Origin of the sequence: Actinoplanes sp. GCM10030250 (assembly GCF_042666575.1) — a bacterium.
GTDB lineage: Bacteria > Actinomycetota > Actinomycetes > Mycobacteriales > Micromonosporaceae > Actinoplanes.
On the sequence record NZ_JBHTDO010000007.1, the window covers coordinates 18,540 to 36,681 of the forward strand.

At 69.5% G+C, this 18,142-nt stretch carries 12 protein-coding genes and 1 pseudogene; 9 read left to right on the forward strand and 4 right to left on the reverse strand.

The window, feature by feature from the left end:
* Nucleotides 1–2: 2 nt before the first annotated feature.
* Together ACFQV6_RS11960 and ACFQV6_RS11965 are read left to right on the forward strand one after the other, a co-directional pair.
* Nucleotides 3–390 (forward strand): annotated as a pseudogene (locus tag ACFQV6_RS11960) (ABC transporter ATP-binding protein); the annotation flags it as partial.
* On the forward strand, nt 382–1,212 hold the full coding sequence (locus ACFQV6_RS11965) for an FtsX-like permease family protein (RefSeq protein WP_378027696.1): 831 nt from the start codon (nt 382–384) through the stop codon (nt 1,210–1,212). The pseudogene ACFQV6_RS11960 and the gene ACFQV6_RS11965, both read left to right, overlap by 9 nt.
* Before the next feature lie 83 nt (nt 1,213–1,295).
* Here the strand turns inward: ACFQV6_RS11965 and ACFQV6_RS11970 are convergent, their stop codons facing one another.
* The gene (locus ACFQV6_RS11970; protein WP_378027480.1) at nt 1,296–3,398 is read right to left on the reverse strand and encodes a S9 family peptidase; all 2,103 of its coding nucleotides are present in this window, start codon (nt 3,396–3,398) and stop codon (nt 1,296–1,298) included.
* Nucleotides 3,399–3,625: 227 nt separating this feature from the next.
* On the opposite strand from ACFQV6_RS11970, the gene ACFQV6_RS11975 reads away from it, so the two are divergent.
* On the forward strand, nt 3,626–4,753 hold the full coding sequence (locus ACFQV6_RS11975; protein ID WP_378027481.1) for an FAD-binding oxidoreductase: 1,128 nt from the start codon (nt 3,626–3,628) through the stop codon (nt 4,751–4,753).
* 61 nt (nt 4,754–4,814) lie between these two features.
* On the opposite strand, the gene ACFQV6_RS11980 is transcribed toward ACFQV6_RS11975, so the two are convergent.
* Both ACFQV6_RS11980 and ACFQV6_RS11985 read right to left on the reverse strand, forming a co-directional pair.
* Nucleotides 4,815–5,429, reverse strand: a complete 615-nt coding sequence (locus tag ACFQV6_RS11980; RefSeq protein WP_378027482.1) for a dihydrofolate reductase family protein — start codon at nt 5,427–5,429, stop codon at nt 4,815–4,817.
* 449 nt (nt 5,430–5,878) lie between these two features.
* Nucleotides 5,879–7,921 carry a SpoIIE family protein phosphatase gene (locus ACFQV6_RS11985; protein ID WP_378027483.1) on the reverse strand — a complete coding sequence of 681 codons (2,043 nt, stop codon included), beginning with the start codon at nt 7,919–7,921 and terminating at the stop codon, nt 5,879–5,881.
* A 196-nt stretch (nt 7,922–8,117) separates the two neighbouring features.
* Between ACFQV6_RS11985 and ACFQV6_RS11990 the strand changes: the two genes are divergently transcribed.
* From ACFQV6_RS11990 to ACFQV6_RS12005, 4 genes are all read left to right on the forward strand, one after another.
* Nucleotides 8,118–12,509 carry a HAMP domain-containing protein gene (locus ACFQV6_RS11990; RefSeq protein ID WP_378027484.1) on the forward strand — a complete coding sequence of 1,464 codons (4,392 nt, stop codon included), beginning with the start codon at nt 8,118–8,120 and terminating at the stop codon, nt 12,507–12,509.
* Nucleotides 12,510–12,520: 11 nt separating this feature from the next.
* Entirely contained in the window at nt 12,521–13,069 is a 549-nt protein-coding gene (locus tag ACFQV6_RS11995; protein ID WP_378027485.1) for a two-component system response regulator, read from the forward strand.
* A gap of 108 nt (nt 13,070–13,177) precedes the next feature.
* A complete protein-coding gene (locus ACFQV6_RS12000) occupies nt 13,178–14,650 on the forward strand; it encodes a pectate lyase (protein ID WP_378027486.1) in 1,473 nt (490 codons plus the stop codon).
* A 127-nt stretch (nt 14,651–14,777) separates the two neighbouring features.
* Entirely contained in the window at nt 14,778–15,593 is an 816-nt protein-coding gene (locus ACFQV6_RS12005; protein WP_378027487.1) for a hypothetical protein, read from the forward strand.
* Between the two features lie 102 nt (nt 15,594–15,695).
* Here ACFQV6_RS12005 and ACFQV6_RS12010 read toward each other — a convergent pair whose 3' ends face one another.
* A complete protein-coding gene (locus ACFQV6_RS12010) occupies nt 15,696–16,022 on the reverse strand; it encodes an STAS domain-containing protein (protein WP_378027488.1) in 327 nt (108 codons plus the stop codon).
* A gap of 124 nt (nt 16,023–16,146) precedes the next feature.
* Between ACFQV6_RS12010 and hemL the strand changes: the two genes are divergently transcribed.
* Both hemL and ACFQV6_RS12020 read left to right on the forward strand, forming a co-directional pair.
* The gene (gene hemL / locus ACFQV6_RS12015; RefSeq protein ID WP_378027489.1) at nt 16,147–17,493 is read left to right on the forward strand and encodes a glutamate-1-semialdehyde 2,1-aminomutase; all 1,347 of its coding nucleotides are present in this window, start codon (nt 16,147–16,149) and stop codon (nt 17,491–17,493) included.
* On the forward strand, nt 17,486–18,142 hold the full coding sequence (locus ACFQV6_RS12020; protein WP_378027490.1) for a histidine phosphatase family protein: 657 nt from the start codon (nt 17,486–17,488) through the stop codon (nt 18,140–18,142). The genes hemL and ACFQV6_RS12020 overlap by 8 nt, the downstream gene beginning before the upstream one ends.

Here is an 18,142-nt window from a genome sequence, read left to right on the forward strand (position 1 = left end):
CCGGCTCCGGCGAGGTCCGCTACCGCGACCAGGACATCTCGTCGTGGTCCGAGGCGGCCCGGTCGCGGCTGCGGCGTACCGAGTTCGGCGTGCTGTTCCAATTCGGTCAGCTGGTGCCGGAGCTGACCGCTGCGGAGAACGTCGCGCTCCCGTTGCTTCTCGCCGGTTCGCCGGCGGCGAGAGGCGCGGGCGGCGGCGATAGTCTGGCTGGACCGGGTCGGGGTCGGTGAGCTGGCCGACAAACGGCCGAGCACGATGTCGGGCGGGCAGCAGCAGCGCTGCGCGGTCGCCCGGGCCATGGTCACCGAGCCGCGGGTGGTCTTCGCCGACGAGCCGACCGGTGCGCTGGACCAGCTCAGCGGCGAGCAGGTGCTGGGCGCGATGGTCCAGGCGGTGCTCGGTGCCCCGGCACGGGACCGCCGGCTGGCCGCGCTGCGGCTCAACGGCGCCACCCCGCGCCAGGCGGTGCTGATCGGCGGTGTGGAGACAGCTGTCACCAGCGTGCTCGGCTCGCTCGGCGGCTTCGGGATTCACCTGCTGCTGCGGCGATCGCTCGAGATGCGCGACGCGCAGAACCGGCTGCTGCTGCCGACCGACGTGCTGCCTCACCCGATCGTCATCGCCGGAACCCTGGCGCTGGCCGTGCGGTCGCAGTTCCGGACCGACTTCGCGGCGCACACGCGGTACAACGAACTGACCGGCTCACAGGGGTACGGGACGGCGGAGGACCCGGACTTCTACCTCGGCGCCGTCAACCTGATCATGGTCGCGGTCGCGGTGGCCGTGGTGATCGCGGCGGCGGGCCTGCTGGTCGCACTCGCCGAGAGCATCGTGGCGCGGCGGCGCACGCACGCCGCCCTCACCGCGGCCGGGGTTCCGCGCCGGACGCTCTCCGCCGCTGTACTGGGGCAGACCTTCGCGCCGCTGGTCCCGGCGCTGCTGCTCGCGATCGGATCCGGCGTGGCGCTCAGCCGGTCGCTGATCACCGATGTTGAGGTGGGCGGCGGGTCGATCGGGGAGTCCTGCGCCGGTGAGCCGGCCACCTGCGCGAACGTCGTCGTGGACCCGCTGGTGGTGATGCCCGTTCCGGTGCCGGTGCGCGAGCTTCTGCTGCTCGGCAGTGGCGCGGCGGTGATCATGGTGGGGGTGGCCGGAATCGGACTGCTGGTGCTGCGGTCGAGCACGGATCTCGAGGAACTCAGGGTCGGCTGAGGCGTGCGCCCACATCCCACCCGATGTGGGCGCTCCGACATGTCCGGCTGAGGAGAGCGGCGTTGACCGTACCCCCGCCTTTTCTAGACGGCCTTGACCACGTCCAAGATCCAGGCGAGGACGAAGGCCTCCTCCTTCCAGGAGTCGTAGCGGCCGCTCGGGCCGCCATGGCCGGCGCCCATCTCGGTCTTCAGCAGGAACTCGCCCTGCGGGACGGTCGCGCGCAGGCGCGCCACCCACTTGGTCGGCTCGTGGTAGAGCACGCGGGTGTCGTTGAGGCTGGTCACGGCCAAGATCTTGGGGTACGCCAGCTTCGCCACGTTCTCGTAAGGGCTGTAGGACTTCATGTACGCATAGACCTCGGCGGATTCGAGAGGGTTGCCCCACTCCTCCCACTCGGTGACCGTCAGTGGCTGGCTCGGGTCGAGGATCGAGGTGAGCGGGTCCACGAACGGGACCTCGGCGACGATCCCGGCGAACGCCTCCGGCGCGATGTTGGCGACCGCGCCCATCAGCAGGCCGCCGGCCGAACCACCCCGGGCGACCAGCCGCGACGCTGAGGTCCACCGGCTGCGGACCAGGGCTTCCGCGCAGGCCACGAAGTCGGTGAAGGTGTTCTTCTTGGTCAGCATCTTGCCGTTCTCATACCAGCCGCGGCCGAGTTCGCCGCCGCCACGCACGTGCGCGATCGCGTAGACCACGCCGCGGTCCAGCAGCGAGAGACGGGCGATCGAGAAGTACGGGTCGATGGAGTGCTCGTAGGAGCCGTAGCCGTAGAGCAGCGCCGGCGCCGAACCGTCCCGCACGACGCCCTTGCGCGCCACCAGCGAGATCGGCACCCTGGTCCCGTCGGCGGCGGTCGCCCACTCCCGGAACTGCTCGTAGTCGGCCGGGTCGTAACCGCCCAGCACCGGCTTCTGCTTGCGCAGCGTCATCGCCCGGCTGACCAGGTCGACGTCGTAGATCGAGTCGGGCGTGACCATGGACGTGTACCCGATACGCACGGAACTCGTGTCGTACTCCGGGTTGGAGCTCAGGCCGACGCTGTAGAGCGGCTCGGGGAACGTCATGTCGTACGCGTCGGTGCCGCCGTCGGTCATCACCCGCAGGCCGGTCAGCCCGTCGCGGCGCAGCGACACCACGATGTGCCGGGCGAACGCGTCGACCGACTCCAGCCGGGTGCCGGGCGTGTGCGGGATCAGCTCGACCCACTCGCCCGGGTTGTCCACCGACGTGCAGGACAGCGCGAAGTCCTCGGCGTCCCGGTTGTGCAGGATCAGGAAGCGGTGGCCGTGGTGCTCCACCGAGTATTCGACGCCCTGCTGCCGCTCGGCGAGCACGACCGGCTCGGCGGTGGGCTCGTCGGCCGGGATGATCCGTACCTCAGAAGTGATCTTGCTCTGGGTGTCGATGATGATGAACTTCTCGCTGCGGGTCAGCTCGACACCGACCCAGAAACGCTCGTCCGGCTCCTCGTAGAGAAGGGTGTCGTCGGTCGCCGGCGTGCCGATCACGTGCCGCCACACCCGGTACGGCCGCCAGGCCTCGTCGACGGTGATGTAGAAGAGCACGCTGCCGTCGGCGGACCAGGCACTGCCGTAGAACGTGTCGGCCACCTCGTCGGCCAGCACCTCGCCGGTCCGCAGGTTCTTCACCCGCAGCGTGAACCGCTCGTCCCCGGCGAAATCGGTCGAATAGGCGAGCCAGTCGCCGTCGGGGCTGACGTCGAACGTGCCCATGGCGAAGAAGTCCCTGCCCTGGGCGAGCTCGTTGCCGTCCAGCAGGACCTGCTCGCCGGGCTTCTCCCCGCCGGGGTTCTCCTCGCCCGGCTTCTCCTCGTCGTCCAGCGGCGGGGCCGTCTCACCGGGGCGCACCGGGACGCGGCACTGAATCCCGTACTGCTTGCCCTCGACGGTGCGCGTGTAGTACCAGAAGTCGCCCTTGCGGCTCGGCACCGACAGGTCGGTCTCCTGAGTCCGGCTCTTGATCTCCTGGAACGCGGTCTCGCGCAGGCCCTCCAGGTGCGCCGTCGCCTGCTCGGTCCAGGCGTTCTCCGCCTCCAGATAGGCGATGGTCGCGGGGTCCTCCTTGGCCATCAACCAGGCGAACTCGTCGGTGACCGTATCGCCGTGGAAGGTGCGCTCGGAGGGCGTCTGGTGAGCGGTGGGTGGGCCGTCAATTGTCACCGTGAACACGTTACCGGCCGATTGGTCCGCGATGAGTTTCTTACACGGGTCGACCTCGGGCATTCGAACATGTGTACGATGTGCCAGAGTGGACGATCTTCAGGGATCTCCATCCTTTGATCTTGCAGCTCTGATCATTCTGGGCTGCTTCTGGGCCGGGCCTTGTGGGCCGGGCTTTGTGGGCTGGGCTTTGTGGGACGCTGCGATCTTGTGGGGAGGCTTCGGGCGTGGGTGACTCTCTTCTCGATGCGTTCGTGGACATCTGCGGACCGGGTCTCGCGCGCCCGGCGCGAGCAACCGACCAGGTGGCGGGCCGGCGAGCCGGTCTGGTCGCGGTCCCGGCGACCAGGGGCGCGGTCGCGGAGAGCCTTCGGCTCGCGGTCGAGCGAGACCTGAGCGTCCGGGCGCGCGGTTCAGGCAGCAAAATCGACTGGGGTACGCCTCCGGAAGCCATCGACCTGATCCTCGACACCGGCCGGCTCAACGGCATGTGGGACCACCACGGCTCGACAGCCGTGATCGCCGCGGGCACCCCGGTCTCGGCTGTGCAGGCCGCCCTCGCCCTCCGCGGGCAGCGCCTCGCCGTCGACCCGCCCTCGGCAACAGCCACGATCGGCGGCATGCTCGCGGTCAACGAGTCCGGGCCGCTGCGGCACCGGTTCGGCAGCCCCGCCGCACAGACCGAGAAGATCGAGTACGTGGACCGGGCCGGCGTCCCCGCGGAGTCCGACGGTGAGGACGGGCGCCCCGGTATAGCCGAGATCGACGGGGTGATCACCGCGGCGGTGCTCCGCCTCGAGCCGCTGCCGGAGGCGCGCCTCTGGGTGGGCCGGTCGGTGTCGACGCCCGCCGAGGTGAGCGAGCTGGTCGCCCAGGTCGTCCTCCAGGAGCAGGAGCCCAGCGCCGTCGAGGTCGACCTGCCGGTCGAGGGCGGCGGGATGCTGGCTCTGCTCGTGGAGGGAAGCCCCGCGTCAGCGTCGGCGAACGCGGAGAAGATCGCCCGGTCCTGGGGCGCCCAGGCGGTGATCGCACCGGCCGGGCCGTCGTGGTGGGGGCGGTACCCGTTCGAGCGCGACGACGTGGTCCTGCGCATCTCGGTGCGCCCGCGGGATCTGCAGGCGGTGGCCTATGCGCTGCGGGACAGCGCCGGGGCCGCGGTGCCGATCCGCGGGTCGGCCGGGGTGGGGATGGTGCACGCGGTTCTGCCGCGCGGGCTCAGCGGGGCCCGGGTCGCAGAGATCGTGGACGCGGTGCGCCAGGTGCTGTTGGCGCGGCGGGGGCGGCTGGTCGTGGTGGCCGCACCCCCCGAACTCGCCACGGAGATCGAGATGGCCCGCCGGCAGGAACTCTTCTGAGTTCTGTGCCGGTCTTCGGCACCTGCTCGATGACGGCTCGGGGGAGTCGCGTGGTGGTGTGTCAGCGGATTGCCGGGATGGTGGTCACTGATTCGGCGGCCAGGTGGCGGCCGAGGCGGGCCACGTCGCCGACCGCGTAGGTGAGGTAGGCGAACTGGCCGACCTCTCGGACGCCGGTGAGGATCAGGTCGTCGACGTGGACGCGGCGGCGCAGCATGGGGATGCCGTCACCGAGGATGGCCGGCGCGATGCCGAGGATGATCTCGTCGAGCAGTCCCTCGGCGACGAACTGGCTGACCAGGTCGCCTCCGCCGGCGAGCCAGACGTTCTTGCCCTGAGCGGCAACCAGCATCGCTTCGTGCACCCGCTGTACGTCACCACTGATCATGAAGACGTTGGCGTCCTCGACCGGCGGGAGATCACGGTGGGTGAAGACCCAGCAGGGCACGTCGCCGTACATGTCGTGCCAGTTCTGCGGTTCTTCGAGCAGGTTGTCGTTCTCCAGCACCCACTCGTAGGTTCTCGCGCCCATGGCGAACGCGCCGACACCGGAAAAGAACTCACCGAACGGGTTCTCGGTGCCCTCGTCGACCTCGAAGAGCCAGTCCAGCGAGTTGTTCTTGTCGGCGGTGAAGCCGTCGATGCTGGTGGCGGTGTAGTACTGCGTCTTCGCCATGACCCACACGATGCCATGCGACAGCCGACAAAAAGGGCGGATCGATCAGGACAGTAGAACCGAATCCGAGTCCACCCGCCGAAACCCCCGCTCCGCCGCCTCCACCCCGCGATCCCGTGAGCCGGCCCGTTGAGCTCAGCACGGATTCCGCGGGGGTAGCCGCACACATTGAGGTTGCGTGTGCGCTGACAGGGCCAATGACGTGGGTAAACGCGCACGCAACCCCAATGTGTGCGCCTACACCCGTCGCGCCACCTCAACGTGTGCGCCTAGCCGCGCCGCCACCTCAGTGCGCCTAGCCGCGCCGCCACCTCAACGTGTGCGCCTACACCCGTGGCGCCGCGACAACGTGTGCCTGGCTCCGCCGCACGAGAGCCCGACGAACCGCCCGGACGATCCCGCTCGGAGGGCCCGCCGGGACATTGCGTCCATCGTACGAAAAAAGGGGTTTATGCGTCGTTGCGAAGAACCAGAATCGCGATGTCGTCGCGAGGCTCCTCCACCGAGAAGTTGATCGTGGTGGAGCGCAACCGGGCCGCCATCACATCAGCCGGATACCCCGCAAGCGGCGCCGCGGCCTCCCGAAGGCGGCTGGGCCCGAACAGCTCCCGCCCCCGCCGCCGCTCAGTCACCCCATCGGTGTAGAAGATCAGCGAGTCGCCCGGGCCGAGCGTCACCACCACATCCGGCGAGGTGATCGTTTCCAGCAGTCCCAGAGCCGTGCCACCCTCACCGACGAACCCCGTCTTGCCGTCCGCCCGGACCAGAACCGCCCGGTCATGCCCCGCGAGATGCAGGCAGACGCTGAGTTGATCAGGACCCTTCCGGGTGACAGAGGCCATCGCGAGTGTGCAATATCTGCCACCGCCGCGCTGGACGAGGGTGCGGTTGACCCGCCACAGGATCTCGCTCATCGCCTTGCCGTCGTCGACCAGGATGCGGATGACGTCGCGGACGAGGCCGGTGACGGTGGCCGCCTGGACGCCCTTGCCGGAGACGTCGCCGACGACGACCAGCCACTGTTGTTCGCCGAAGGGGACGACGTCGTAGAAGTCCCCGCCCACCTCGGAGCCGGTGGGTACGTATTCGGCGGCGAAGCCGATGCCGTCGACGTGGGGGAGGGCCGGTGGCAGGAGCGAGGCCTGCAGGGTCCGCGCGACCCGGTGGCGTTCGTCGTGGATGCGCGCGTTGTCGATGGCGAGCGCCGCGCGCCGGGCGACGTCCTCCAGGACCGCGACCTCGTCCGCGTCGTGCCGGTGTTTGGGGTGCCGGCCGACGGCGAGTGTGCCGAGCCGGGCGCCCCGGGCGACGAGCGGAACCGCGTAGCCCTCCATCGGGGCGCCGAACATCACCTGGGTGCCCAGCCGGGACGCCTCCTCGAGCCGGGCCAGGATCGACTCGGGGCCGGACTCGGCGAGCACGTTGTGCAGCTGGGCGAGGGTCGACTCCTCGGCGTGGGTGGCGGCCGCGAGCTGGAGCCGGCCCCAGGCGTCGGTGGTGTGCACGGCGCACCACTGTCCGAGCCGGGGCACCACGAGCTGCGGGATCAGCGCCATCGTCAGGTTGACGTCGAGGGACTGGGCGAGCAGCTCGCTGGCCTCGGCGAGGAAGGTGATCCAGGTCTGCCGGCGGATGTCGGCGCGGCGGAGCCGGTCGTTCTCCAGGTGCAGGGAGAACCGTTCGGCGACCATGGTGGCGAGGTCCTGGGCGTATCCGTCGGGGGAGGCGTCCAGTTCGAGCTCACCGGCATACGGCCGCTGTGTGGTCAGGGGGACCCGGATGGTGTCCGCGTTGTCCCGTGGGGCCCGGCCGTACCGGGCGAGCAGCTGCCGTCCCATGCCGTCGCCGCGGTCGAGCCGGATGATGCTGCCGGCCGCGCCGGTCAGCCGGGCGAGGCGGGCCAGCAGGTCGGCGGCGAGTTCGCCGATGCCCTCGTCGGTCTGCCGGTCGGAGCCGCTGCGCAGGAGCCCGGTGAGCGCGCCGAGGCTGGGCGCCTCGGCCGGAGCGGGCATCTGGATCTGGGCTCCGCCGGGGCCGGTGTCCCGCTGGTCGAGGCGGAACCAGACCCCTTTGCCGTCGCCCGCGTGCACGGTGCCCCAGCGGCTGGCGAAGTGGTCGACGAGGAGCAGGCCGCGGCCCCGCTCGGCGACCTCACCGATGTCGGGGCTCTCGTTGCGCGGGCCGACGGCGAGCTGCTCGACCGGGCCGGTGGCGAAGTCGGTGACGGTGACGGTGAGCCCACCCGGGTCGGCGGTGACCTCGATCTCCAGGTCGGTGTTGGCGTGCACCACGGCGTTGGTGGAGAGCTCGGTGGTGAGCAGCAGAGCCTCGTTCAGCAGGGCGTCGAGCCCGGTCTCCTCGAGCACGGCACGGACCAGCGCGCGGGCCGCCGCGGGTGTCCGGCGGTCGTTGGGGAGCCGGGTCCGGCGCACGAGTGCCTCGGACGGGGCCCCTGATGGGATGCTCGTCCTGGTTCCGACCTCGGCTGGCACCCATGCATCCTCTCCCGTGGACGGGTGTATGCACAAAGTCGTCTCTCGCATTGACCCGGTCGGGCGAGGGAGGATAGGTAACCCCCCGGCGATGGGGTTTGTTCAGGACGGGTGGATTTCAAGTGCTGATGTTCGGCTGGACGCGACCCGAGGCAGGTCCTGAGCAAACCTCAGTTGGACAGCGAGTGAGGACAGCATGACTGCGGCGAAAGAGGCCAGCGTCGGCGTGCCCGACGAGACCGTTCTGCTCGGTGAGCTCACCGATGCCCTGCGGCGTGTGCGACGCGGTGATCTCAAGGTCCGGCTGCCGCGCCGGGGCGGGGTGGCCGGGGCGGTCGCTGAGGCGTTCAACGAGGTCGTCTCCCTGCAGGAGCGGCAGAACCTGGACATGCGCCGGATAAGCCGGATCGTGGGTCGCGACGGCCGGCTCACCGAGCGGCTCGACGAGGAGGGCCTGGACGGCTCCTGGGCGGACAGCGTCCGCTCGGTCAACTCGCTGATCGACGATCTGGCCCGCCCGACGACGGAGATCTCCCGGGTCATCGTGGCGGTTGCCGAGGGTGACCTGTCGCAGCACATGGCGCTGGAGATGGACGGCCGGCCGCTGCGCGGTGAGTTCCTCCGGATCGGCCGCACGGTGAACACGATGGTGGATCAGCTGTCGTCGTTCGCCGACGAGGTCACCCGAGTGGCCCGCGAGGTGGGCACCGAGGGTGAGCTGGGCGGCCAGGCCGACGTGCGGGGCGTCGCGGGCACCTGGAAGGACCTCACCGACTCGGTGAACACGATGGCGTCGAACCTGACACACCAGGTGCGCTCGATCTCGCAGGTGGCGACCGCGATGGCCCGCGGTGACCTGTCTCAGAAGATCACCGTGTCGGCCCGCGGCGAGGTCGCCGAGCTGGCCGACACGATGAACGGGCTCACCGACACGCTGCGCCTTTTCGCCGAGCAGGTGACCCGGGTGGCGCGCGAGGTGGGCACCGAGGGCAAGCTGGGCGGCCAGGCCGAGGTGCCGAACGTGGCGGGCACCTGGAAGGACCTCACTGACTCGGTGAACTCGATGGCGTCGAACCTGACCAGTCAGGTGCGAAACATCGCCCAGGTCTCCACAGCGGTGGCGAAAGGTGACCTGTCGCAGAAGATCACGGTGGCCGCGCAGGGCGAGATCCTGGAGCTCAAGGACACCGTCAACACGATGGTGGACCAGCTGTCGTCGTTCGCCGACGAGGTCACGCGTGTGGCGCGCGAGGTGGGCACCGAGGGCCGGCTGGGTGGTCAGGCCCAGGTCAGGGGAGTTTCTGGTACGTGGCGCGACCTCACCGAGAACGTCAACCAGCTCGCCGCGAACCTCACCGCTCAGGTCCGCAACATCTCCCAGGTCTCCACGGCCGTCGCCAAGGGTGACCTGTCGCAGAAGATCACCGTCGACGCCCGCGGCGAGATCCTGGAGCTGAAGAACACCGTCAACACGATGGTGGATCAGCTGTCGTCGTTCGCCGACGAGGTCACGCGTGTGGCGCGCGAGGTTGGTTCAGAGGGCAAGCTGGGCGGACAAGCCCAGGTCAAGGGCGTTTCTGGTACGTGGCGCGACCTCACCGACAACGTCAACTACATGGCGTCCAACCTGACGAGCCAGGTGCGTAACATCGCCTCGGTCACCACGGCCGTCGCCAAGGGTGACCTGTCGCAGAAGATCACGGTCGACGCCCGCGGTGAGATCCTCGAGCTGAAATCGACTGTCAACACGATGGTCGACCAGCTGTCCTCGTTCGCCGACGAGGTCACCCGCGTGGCCCGCGAGGTGGGCACCGAGGGCAAGCTCGGCGGCCAGGCCCAGGTCCGCGGCGTCGCGGGCACGTGGCGTGACCTGACCGACAACGTCAACTCGATGGCCTCCAACCTGACCAGCCAGGTTCGTAACATCGCCCAGGTCTCCACGGCCGTGGCGCGGGGCGACCTGTCGCAGAAGATCACGGTCGACGCGCAGGGCGAGATCCTGGAGCTGAAGTCGACGGTGAACACGATGGTGGACCAGCTGTCGTCGTTCGCCGACGAGGTCACGCGTGTGGCGCGCGAGGTGGGCTCGGAGGGCAAGCTCGGCGGCCAGGCCCAGGTCCGCGGCGTCGCCGGCACCTGGCGCGACCTGACCGACAACGTCAACTACATGGCGTCCAACCTGACCGCCCAGGTCCGCAACATCGCCTCGGTCACCACTGCCGTCGCCAAGGGTGACCTCGGCCAGAAGATCACCGTCGACGCCCGCGGCGAGATCCTGGAGCTGAAGAACACCGTCAACACGATGGTGGATCAGCTGTCGTCGTTCGCCGACGAGGTCACGCGTGTGGCGCGCGAGGTCGGTTCAGAGGGCAAGCTGGGCGGACAAGCCCAGGTCAAGGGCGTTTCTGGTACGTGGCGCGACCTCACCGACAACGTGAACCAGCTCGCCTCGACGCTCACCATCCAGCTGCGCGCCATCGCCGAGGTGTCCACCGCCGTGACCCGCGGTGACCTGACGCAGAGCGTCGCGGTCGTGGCGCAGGGCGAGGTGGCCGAGCTCAAGGACAACATCAACCGGATGATCGTCACGCTCCGCGACACCACGAAGGCGAACGCGGAGCAGGGCTGGCTCGACTCCAACCTGGCCCGCATCGGTGGCCTGCTGCAGGGCCAGCGGGACGTCGGCGAGGTCTGCCGCATGATCATGACCGAGGTGACGCCGCTGGTCGACGCGCAGCTCGGAGCGTTCTTCCTGGTGGACAACGAGGAGGCGGTCACCCGGCTGCGACTGGCCGCGGCGTACGGGTACGTGGCCCGCGACTACGAGGTCACCTTCGGGCCGGGCGAGGGCCTGGTCGGGCAGGCGGCGGTGTCGCGCCGGACGATCCGGGTGCGCGCGACGCACGACGGCATACTGACCATGCGCTCCGGGATGCTCGCCATGCCGCCGAACGACCTGGTCGTGCTTCCGGTGCTGTTCGAGGGCGAGATGCTCGGCGTGATCGAGTTCGCGTCGGTGGCGGCGTTCTCCGGGCTGCACCTGACGTTCCTGGAGCGGCTGGTCGCCACGATCGGCGTCGCGCTCAACACCATCCAGGCGAACCGGCGTACCGAGGAGCTGCTGGCCCAGTCGCAGCGCCTGGCCCGGGAGATGCAGGACCAGTCGGCCGAGTTGCAGCGTACGAACGCGGAGCTGGAGGACAAGGCCAAGCTGCTCAGCGACCAGAAGGCCAACATCGAGCTGAAGAACCGGGAGATCGAGCTCGCCCGGCTCGGCCTGGAGGAGAAGGCGCAGCAGCTGTCCCGGGCGAACACGTACAAGTCCGAGTTCCTGGCGAACATGAGCCACGAACTGCGTACGCCGCTCAACTCACTGCTGCTGCTGGCCCGGCTGCTCGCCGACAACACCGAGCAGAACCTCACCGGGAAGCAGATCGAGTTCGCTCGTACGATCCACAGCGCCGGCTCGGACCTGCTCTCGCTGATCGACGACATCCTCGACCTGTCGAAGATCGAGGCCGGCCGGATGGACGTCGAGCCGGACGTGGTCGACTTCGACGGCATCCGCAGTTATGTCGAGCAGGCGTTCGCCCCGCAGGCGGAGGACAAGGGCCTGCGGTTCCGGGTGGACGTCGCGCCCGAGCTGCCCGACTCGATCGTCACCGACCCGCAGCGGCTCCAGCAGATCCTGCGGAACCTGCTGTCGAACGCGGTCAAGTTCACCGACAGCGGTTCGGTGACGCTGAGCATCTTCCCGGCCTCGCCGGATCCGGACCTGGAAATGCCGATGCCGATCTCGGGCCGTCAGGTGATCGGCTTCGCGGTGACCGACACCGGCATCGGCATCTCGGACGAGAAACTGGCGATCATCTTCGAGCCGTTCCAGCAGGCCGACGGCACCACCACCCGCAAGTACGGCGGAACCGGCCTGGGCCTGTCGATCAGCCGCGAGTTCGCCGCGCTGCTCGGCGGGACGATCACCGTCGCGTCGGTGCCGAACGGCGGCTCGACGTTCACCCTCTACATGCCGGAAGCCCTCGTGCCGGACGTGATCCCGATGCCGGCGCTGCCCGCGGTCCCGTCCCAGGCGGTGGCGGTGCGGCCGGTCGCCTCGCTCGACATGCCGCTGATGGAGATGCCGCAGTTCGGGTCGCCACACCAGGAGGAGCCCGTCGTCCCGCCGGGCGGCCGCAAGCTGGAGGGTTCCACAGTGCTCATCATCGACGACGACGTGCGCAACGTCTTCGCCCTGACCAGCGCTCTGGAGATGCACGGGCTGAACGTCCTCTACTCCGACAACGGGGTGGACGGCGTGCGGATCCTGGCCGAGCATCCGGAGGTGGACATCGTGCTGATGGACGCGATGATGCCGGATCAGGACGGCTACGAGACGACCCGGGGAATCCGGCGCAATCAGCGTTTCCAGGACCTGCCGGTAGTGTTCCTGACGGCGAAGGCGATGCCCGGTGACCGGGAGTCGGCCCTCGCCGCCGGCGCGAGCGACTACATCACCAAGCCGGTCGACCTCGACGAACTGATCGAGCTCATGGCGCGCTGGGTGAATGCGGAAGGAGCTACCGGTGAATGAGGTGAACGGGCGTGGGTGAGGGCGCCAAGGCGCTGCTGGTCGACGATCGGCGGGACAACCTGCTGGCTCTGGAGGCGATTCTTCAGGGCCTGCCGGTGACCGCCGTCGCTGTGGAGAGCGGTGAGGCGGCGCTGAAGCAGCTGCTCACCGATGACTTCGCGGTGATCCTGCTCGACGCGCACATGCCCAACATGGACGGTTTCGAGACGGCGAGCCACATCAAGCGGCGGGAGCGGACCCGGCACGTGCCGATCCTGTTCCTCACCGCGGCCGACCGCGACGCGCAGCTGGCACTTCGCGGTTATGCCGTCGGCGCCGTCGACTACCTGACCAAGCCGTTCGACCCGTGGGTGCTGCGCGCCAAGGTGTCGATCTTCGTGGAGCTGTGGACGAAGAACCAGCAGCTGAAGGCACAGGCCGAGGCGTCCCGGGAACGGGAGGCGCAGTGGCAGCGGCTCACCGAGACGGTGGACGAGGCCGCGCGTGTGCTCCGGGCCGGCGGCGAGGAGGCCGCGGGCGAGGCGTTGGACCTGCTGGAGAAGGCTCGTTGGGGGAGCTGAGGCATCGGGTGTGACCTGGGTCACGCTGAACAACCTTGCTGGGCAGCCGCACCACTACCGGGGCGTGATCGCTTGATCATGCGATCTTGATCCCCGAGTAGGAGCAACATGCGGCATAGCGCAACCCCCAGCCGGCGGCGGCGTCGCCTGGTCACCGGCCTCGGTGCGGCGGGCGCGGCCGGCGCTGTCACCGCGCTGGTCGCAGTCCTCGTTCCGCCCGCCTCCGCCGGCACCATGTTCAGCGACGACTTCGAGAGCGGCGCGAGCAACTGGTCGAAGTCGGGCGGGTCCTGGACGGTGGTGTCCGACGGCTCGAAGGTCTACCAGCAGGCCAAGGCCGACAGTGAGCTGGCCCGCGTCTTCGCCGGCGAGACCTCGTGGGCGAACTACTCGGTCGAGGCCAGGGTCAAGCCGCTGAGTCTCGGATCCGGGCTGGCCGGCATCGCGGCCCGGGCCGGCGGCTCCTCCACGATGTACCGGCTCGCCCTTCTGGCCGGAAAGGCCGAACTCCAGGCGGTGAAGGGCAGCACTGTCACCGCGATCGGCTCGGCCCCGGTCGGCGACCTCACCGCATGGCACACGCTGAAGGTGGACGTCTCGGGCAGCACGATCACCGGCTACGTCGACGGGGCCAAGGTGGCCTCCGGCGCCGGTGCGCTGGCCGGCACCGGCCGGATCGCCCTGATGACCAGCTACGCGTCGGCCGAGTTCGACGATGTTTCGGTGGCGGCGCTCGGCGCGGGTTCCACGTCCTCCGCGGCGGCGAGCCCGACCGCTTCGAGGACCGCTACGGCGTCGCCGACCCCCACGGCCACGTCTACCCCCACGGCCACGTCTACCCCCACGGCCACGTCTACCCCCACGGCCACGTCTACCCCCACGGCCACGTCTTCCCCGTCGTCCGCGTGGCCGGCCGCGACCGGTACCAAGGCGGTCACCTCGACGATCGCCGTCTCCGGCACACTCGACGGCGGCAACGTCCGCTACTTCGGCAGCGGTGCCCTGGGCGGCGACGGCCAGGACGAGGGCCAGGACCCGCTCTTCAAGCTCGCCGACGGTGCGGTCCTGAAGAACGTCATCCTCGGTGCGCCGGCGGCCGACGGGGTGCACTGCTCCGGCTCCTGCACGCTGATCAACGTGTGGTGGGAGAACGTCGGTGAGGACGCCGCCACCTTCAAGGGCGGCACCTCGGCGGCCTACACCGTCGACGGCGGCGGTGCCAAGGGTGCCGACGACAAGGTCTTCCAGCACAACGGCGGCGGCACGCTGACCATCAAGAACTTCCAGGTCTCCGACTTCGGCAAGCTCTACCGCTCCTGCGGCAACTGCACCACGCAGCACAAACGCGCCGTCGTGGTGCAGAACGTGGTCGCCACCGCCCCGGCCGGCAGCCTGGTCGGCATCAACCAGAACTACGGCGACTCGGCCACGCTGTCGAAGATCACCGTGGTGGGCAAGAAGAGCCTGGACATCTGCGTCAAGTTCACCGGCAACAACACCGGCAAGGAGCCGACCAAGATCGGCACCGGCCCGGACGGCACGTTCTGCAAGTACGCCGAGTCCGACATCACCTTCAAGTGATCCTCCGTGGCCGCCGGAGTTCCACTCGGCGGCCACAGCCGTGGGGTGCAACTCGGCGGCCACGGCCCTCGCAGGAGACGGGCAGCAGCGTCGCCATGGCACGAATCGACGGTGGGAAGGCGGCGCGATGACGCTCATCGAATCAGAGCTGCGCGCGGCACTGCGCGTGGAGGCAGCCGCGCACCTGCCGGACCGTGAGGCCATGCTCGACCGGATCACCCAGACGGCGATGCGCAGCCACCTCACCCATCGCCGGCCCGCATCACGGGTCCGGATCGCCGCCGCGGCAGTCGCCGTGGCCACGGTCCTGGGCGGTGGCGGGTTCGCCCAGTGGGCCCTGGCCGGAGACGGCGAGCCCCGCCCCGAACCACCCGTACCGACGGTGACCGTGCCGGTCGCGCCGACACCCAGCGCACCGGCACCGTCGTCGGCCACACCGACCACTCCGGCATCGTCGAGCGCCACCAGCATCACGACGCAGCCGCCCAGCCGCAGTACCTCGAAGTCCGTCGCACCGTCCGCATCCGGGTTCAGCGGACCGCCGCCCGCGGATCAGCGGGCCAAGGAACCGGTCCGGGCGAACGGGACGATCGCCCCTGACGGCCGCCGGCAGGGCAGCAGCGTGGTGACTGTCAGGACGACCGAGCGGCTCACCGCGCTCGAAGTCACGATCCGGGTTACCCGTACCCCCGAACTTGTCTCTCGTGGCGGCAGCCAGCAGGTGCCCGGTGCGAGCGTGACGAGCACCGTCACCGAGGAGCCGGATGCTCTCGTGCACCGCTTCCTGCTCTCGTCCGGAGACAACGTGGAGCCGGGGACCTACACGTTCTCCGCCCGGTACACCTTCGCCGACGGCGGGCGCGATGCGAACCCGGACACCTATCGCGCGGTCGCCACGACAGCCGGCGGGGAGACGGTGACCATCACCGGCGGCTTCTCCTGACGAGCGGGCTCACGACGAGGGACGAGCCGGGCTCCACAGCCGACGTAGCTCACAGGAACCCATCAGCGGTGCTGTGGCAGCATCGGCGATATGCCGAGTCGCTCAGGCGGTGCTGCTGATCATCAGCGCGCTGCGAAGCCCGGTGATGTCGAGCACACGCATCAGGAACTCGCCGACGTTGCTGAGGGACAGCACCGATTGCGCGTGCTGTGCCTTGCGGCTGAGCACGACGAGGGTGCCGAGACCCTGGGAGTCGCAGAACGTGACGCCTGCCATGTCGAGCACGATCCGGGCGGGCGGTTCGGGCAGCAGATCGTTGACGATCGTGGACAGCTCCGTGACCGTGAGCACGTCGATTTCCCCGGTGAGCTGAATGGTCACCTCGTCGGGGGCTCGCTGAACCGCGATGGACAGCTCCGGTCGTTCCACGCGCCTCAGCCTATCCTCTTCAGGGCGACTCGGCCTGTCAGGCGCGGTCAGGCCGGGCGCGGAGGGAGATCATCCGGTGATGTGAAGAACCCTCCAGGAACACCCGTCGCACGCCGCTGACAGAATGGGAACCGCTGTGACCACGACATATCCCACCGCGGGTCTTCCGTACCCGGAGGACGCCCCGGTCTCCCAGGCCCTGTTCGACCGCGCCCAGGCCATCGTGCCGGGCGGGGTCAATTCACCTGTGCGTGCGTTCCGGGCGGTCGGCGGCACTCCCCGGTTCATGGCGTCCGGCAGCGGTGCCTGGATGACCGACGCCGACGGCCGGCGTTACGTCGACCTGGTCTGCTCCTGGGGACCGCTGATTCACGGGCACGCCCACCCCGAGATCATCGAGGCGGTGCAGCGTGCCGCGGCATTGGGCACCAGCTTCGGTACGCCTACGGCGGGTGAGGTCGACCTGGCCGAGGAGATCGTCCGGCGTACCGGGATCGACGAGGTGCGCCTGGTCAACTCGGGCACCGAGGCGACCATGACGGCGATCCGGCTGGCCCGCGGTTACACCGGCCGGCCGAAGGTCGTGAAGTTCGCCGGTTGCTATCACGGTCACGTCGACGCGCTGCTCGCCGCGGCCGGCTCGGGCGTGGCGACGCTGGGGCTGCCGGACTCGCCGGGTGTCACCGGTGCGGCGGCCTCGGAGACGATCGTGCTGCCGTACAACGACGTGGCCGCGGTGGAAGAGGCTTTCGCGAGGGCCGGCGGTGAGATCGCTGCCGTCATCACCGAGGCCGCCCCCGGCAACATGGGCGTGGTCCGGCCGCTGAACGGGTTCAACCAGAGGCTCGCCGAGATCGCCCACGCGCACGGCGCGCTGCTGATCGTGGACGAGGTGATGACCGGTTTCCGGGTCTCGGCCGCCGGCTGGACCGGGCTGGATCCGGTCGACGCGGACCTGTTCACCTACGGCAAGGTGATGGGCGGCGGCCTGCCCGCGGCGGCGTTCGGCGGCCGTCGCGAGATCATGTCGCGGCTCGCCCCGGCCGGCCCGGTCTACCAGGCCGGCACGCTCTCCGGTAACCCGCTGGCCTGCGCGGCCGGCCTCGCCTCGCTGCGGCTGGCCGACGACGCCGTCTACAAGCGGCTCGACGACCTGGCGAACACGGTCGGCTCTGTCGTCTCCGAGGCGCTGACCACGGCGGGAGTTCCGCACCGGCTGTCGTACGCGGGCAACATGTTCTCGGTCTTCTTCACCGATGCGGAAGTCGTCGACTACGACACCGCGAAGGCGCAGAACGCCGCGGCGTTCAAGGCCTTCTTCCACGCGATGCTGTCGCACGGTGTGTACCTGCCGCCGAGCGCCTTCGAGTCGTGGTTCGTCTCGACCGCGTTGAACGACGCGGCGCTGGAGCAGATCGCCGCTGCGGTTCCGCACGCGGCCCGGGCGGCGGCGGGGGTGCCACTTGTCTGACCAGACCAAGACCACGGTTCACGTGTTCCGGCACGGTGAGGTCTACAACCCGGACCGGATCCTGTACGGCCGGTTGCCCGACTTCCACCTCTCCGAGCTGGGACATCAGATGGCCAAGGCCGCAGCCGAGACGCTGGCCGGCCATGACATCACGCACGTGGTCGCGAGCCCGCTCGAGCGTGCTCAGGAGACGGCCGCCCCGATCTCGGCGGAGTTCAAGCTCGAGACCGCGACGGACGTCCGCCTGATCGAGAGCGCGAACTTCTTCGAGGGCAAGAAGGTCTCGGTCGGCGACGGCGCGTTCAGCAACCCGCGGCACTGGTGGGTGCTGCGTGATCCGATCACCCCGTCCTGGGGCGAGGCCTATCTGGTGATCGCGCAGCGGATGTTCGCCGCGGTGCAGGCCGCCCGCGTCGCCGCCGAGGGACACGAGGCGGTCTGCGTCTCACACCAGCTTCCGATCTGGACACTCCGCCGGTACGTGGAGGGCAAACGCCTCTGGCACGACCCGCGCCGCCGCGAGTGCGGGCTGGCGAGCCTCACCTCGTTCCGGTTCGAGGGGTCCAAGGTGGTCGGTATCGACTACTCGGAACCCGCCGCCCACCTGGTCGCCCTCTCCGCCACGGCCAGAACCGCCAAGGGGGCGTGA

Coding starts and splice junctions, on each gene's coding strand:
- hemL (WP_378027489.1), top strand. CDS start 16,147: ATGGGAACCGCTGTGACCACGACATATCCCACCGCGGGTCTTCCGTAC.
- ACFQV6_RS11965 (WP_378027696.1), top strand. CDS start 382: ATGGTCCAGGCGGTGCTCGGTGCCCCGGCACGGGACCGCCGGCTGGCC.
- ACFQV6_RS11990 (WP_378027484.1), top strand. CDS start 8,118: ATGACTGCGGCGAAAGAGGCCAGCGTCGGCGTGCCCGACGAGACCGTT.
- ACFQV6_RS11980 (WP_378027482.1), bottom strand. CDS start 5,429: ATGGCGAAGACGCAGTACTACACCGCCACCAGCATCGACGGCTTCACC.
- ACFQV6_RS12005 (WP_378027487.1), top strand. CDS start 14,778: ATGACGCTCATCGAATCAGAGCTGCGCGCGGCACTGCGCGTGGAGGCA.
- ACFQV6_RS12000 (WP_378027486.1), top strand. CDS start 13,178: ATGCGGCATAGCGCAACCCCCAGCCGGCGGCGGCGTCGCCTGGTCACC.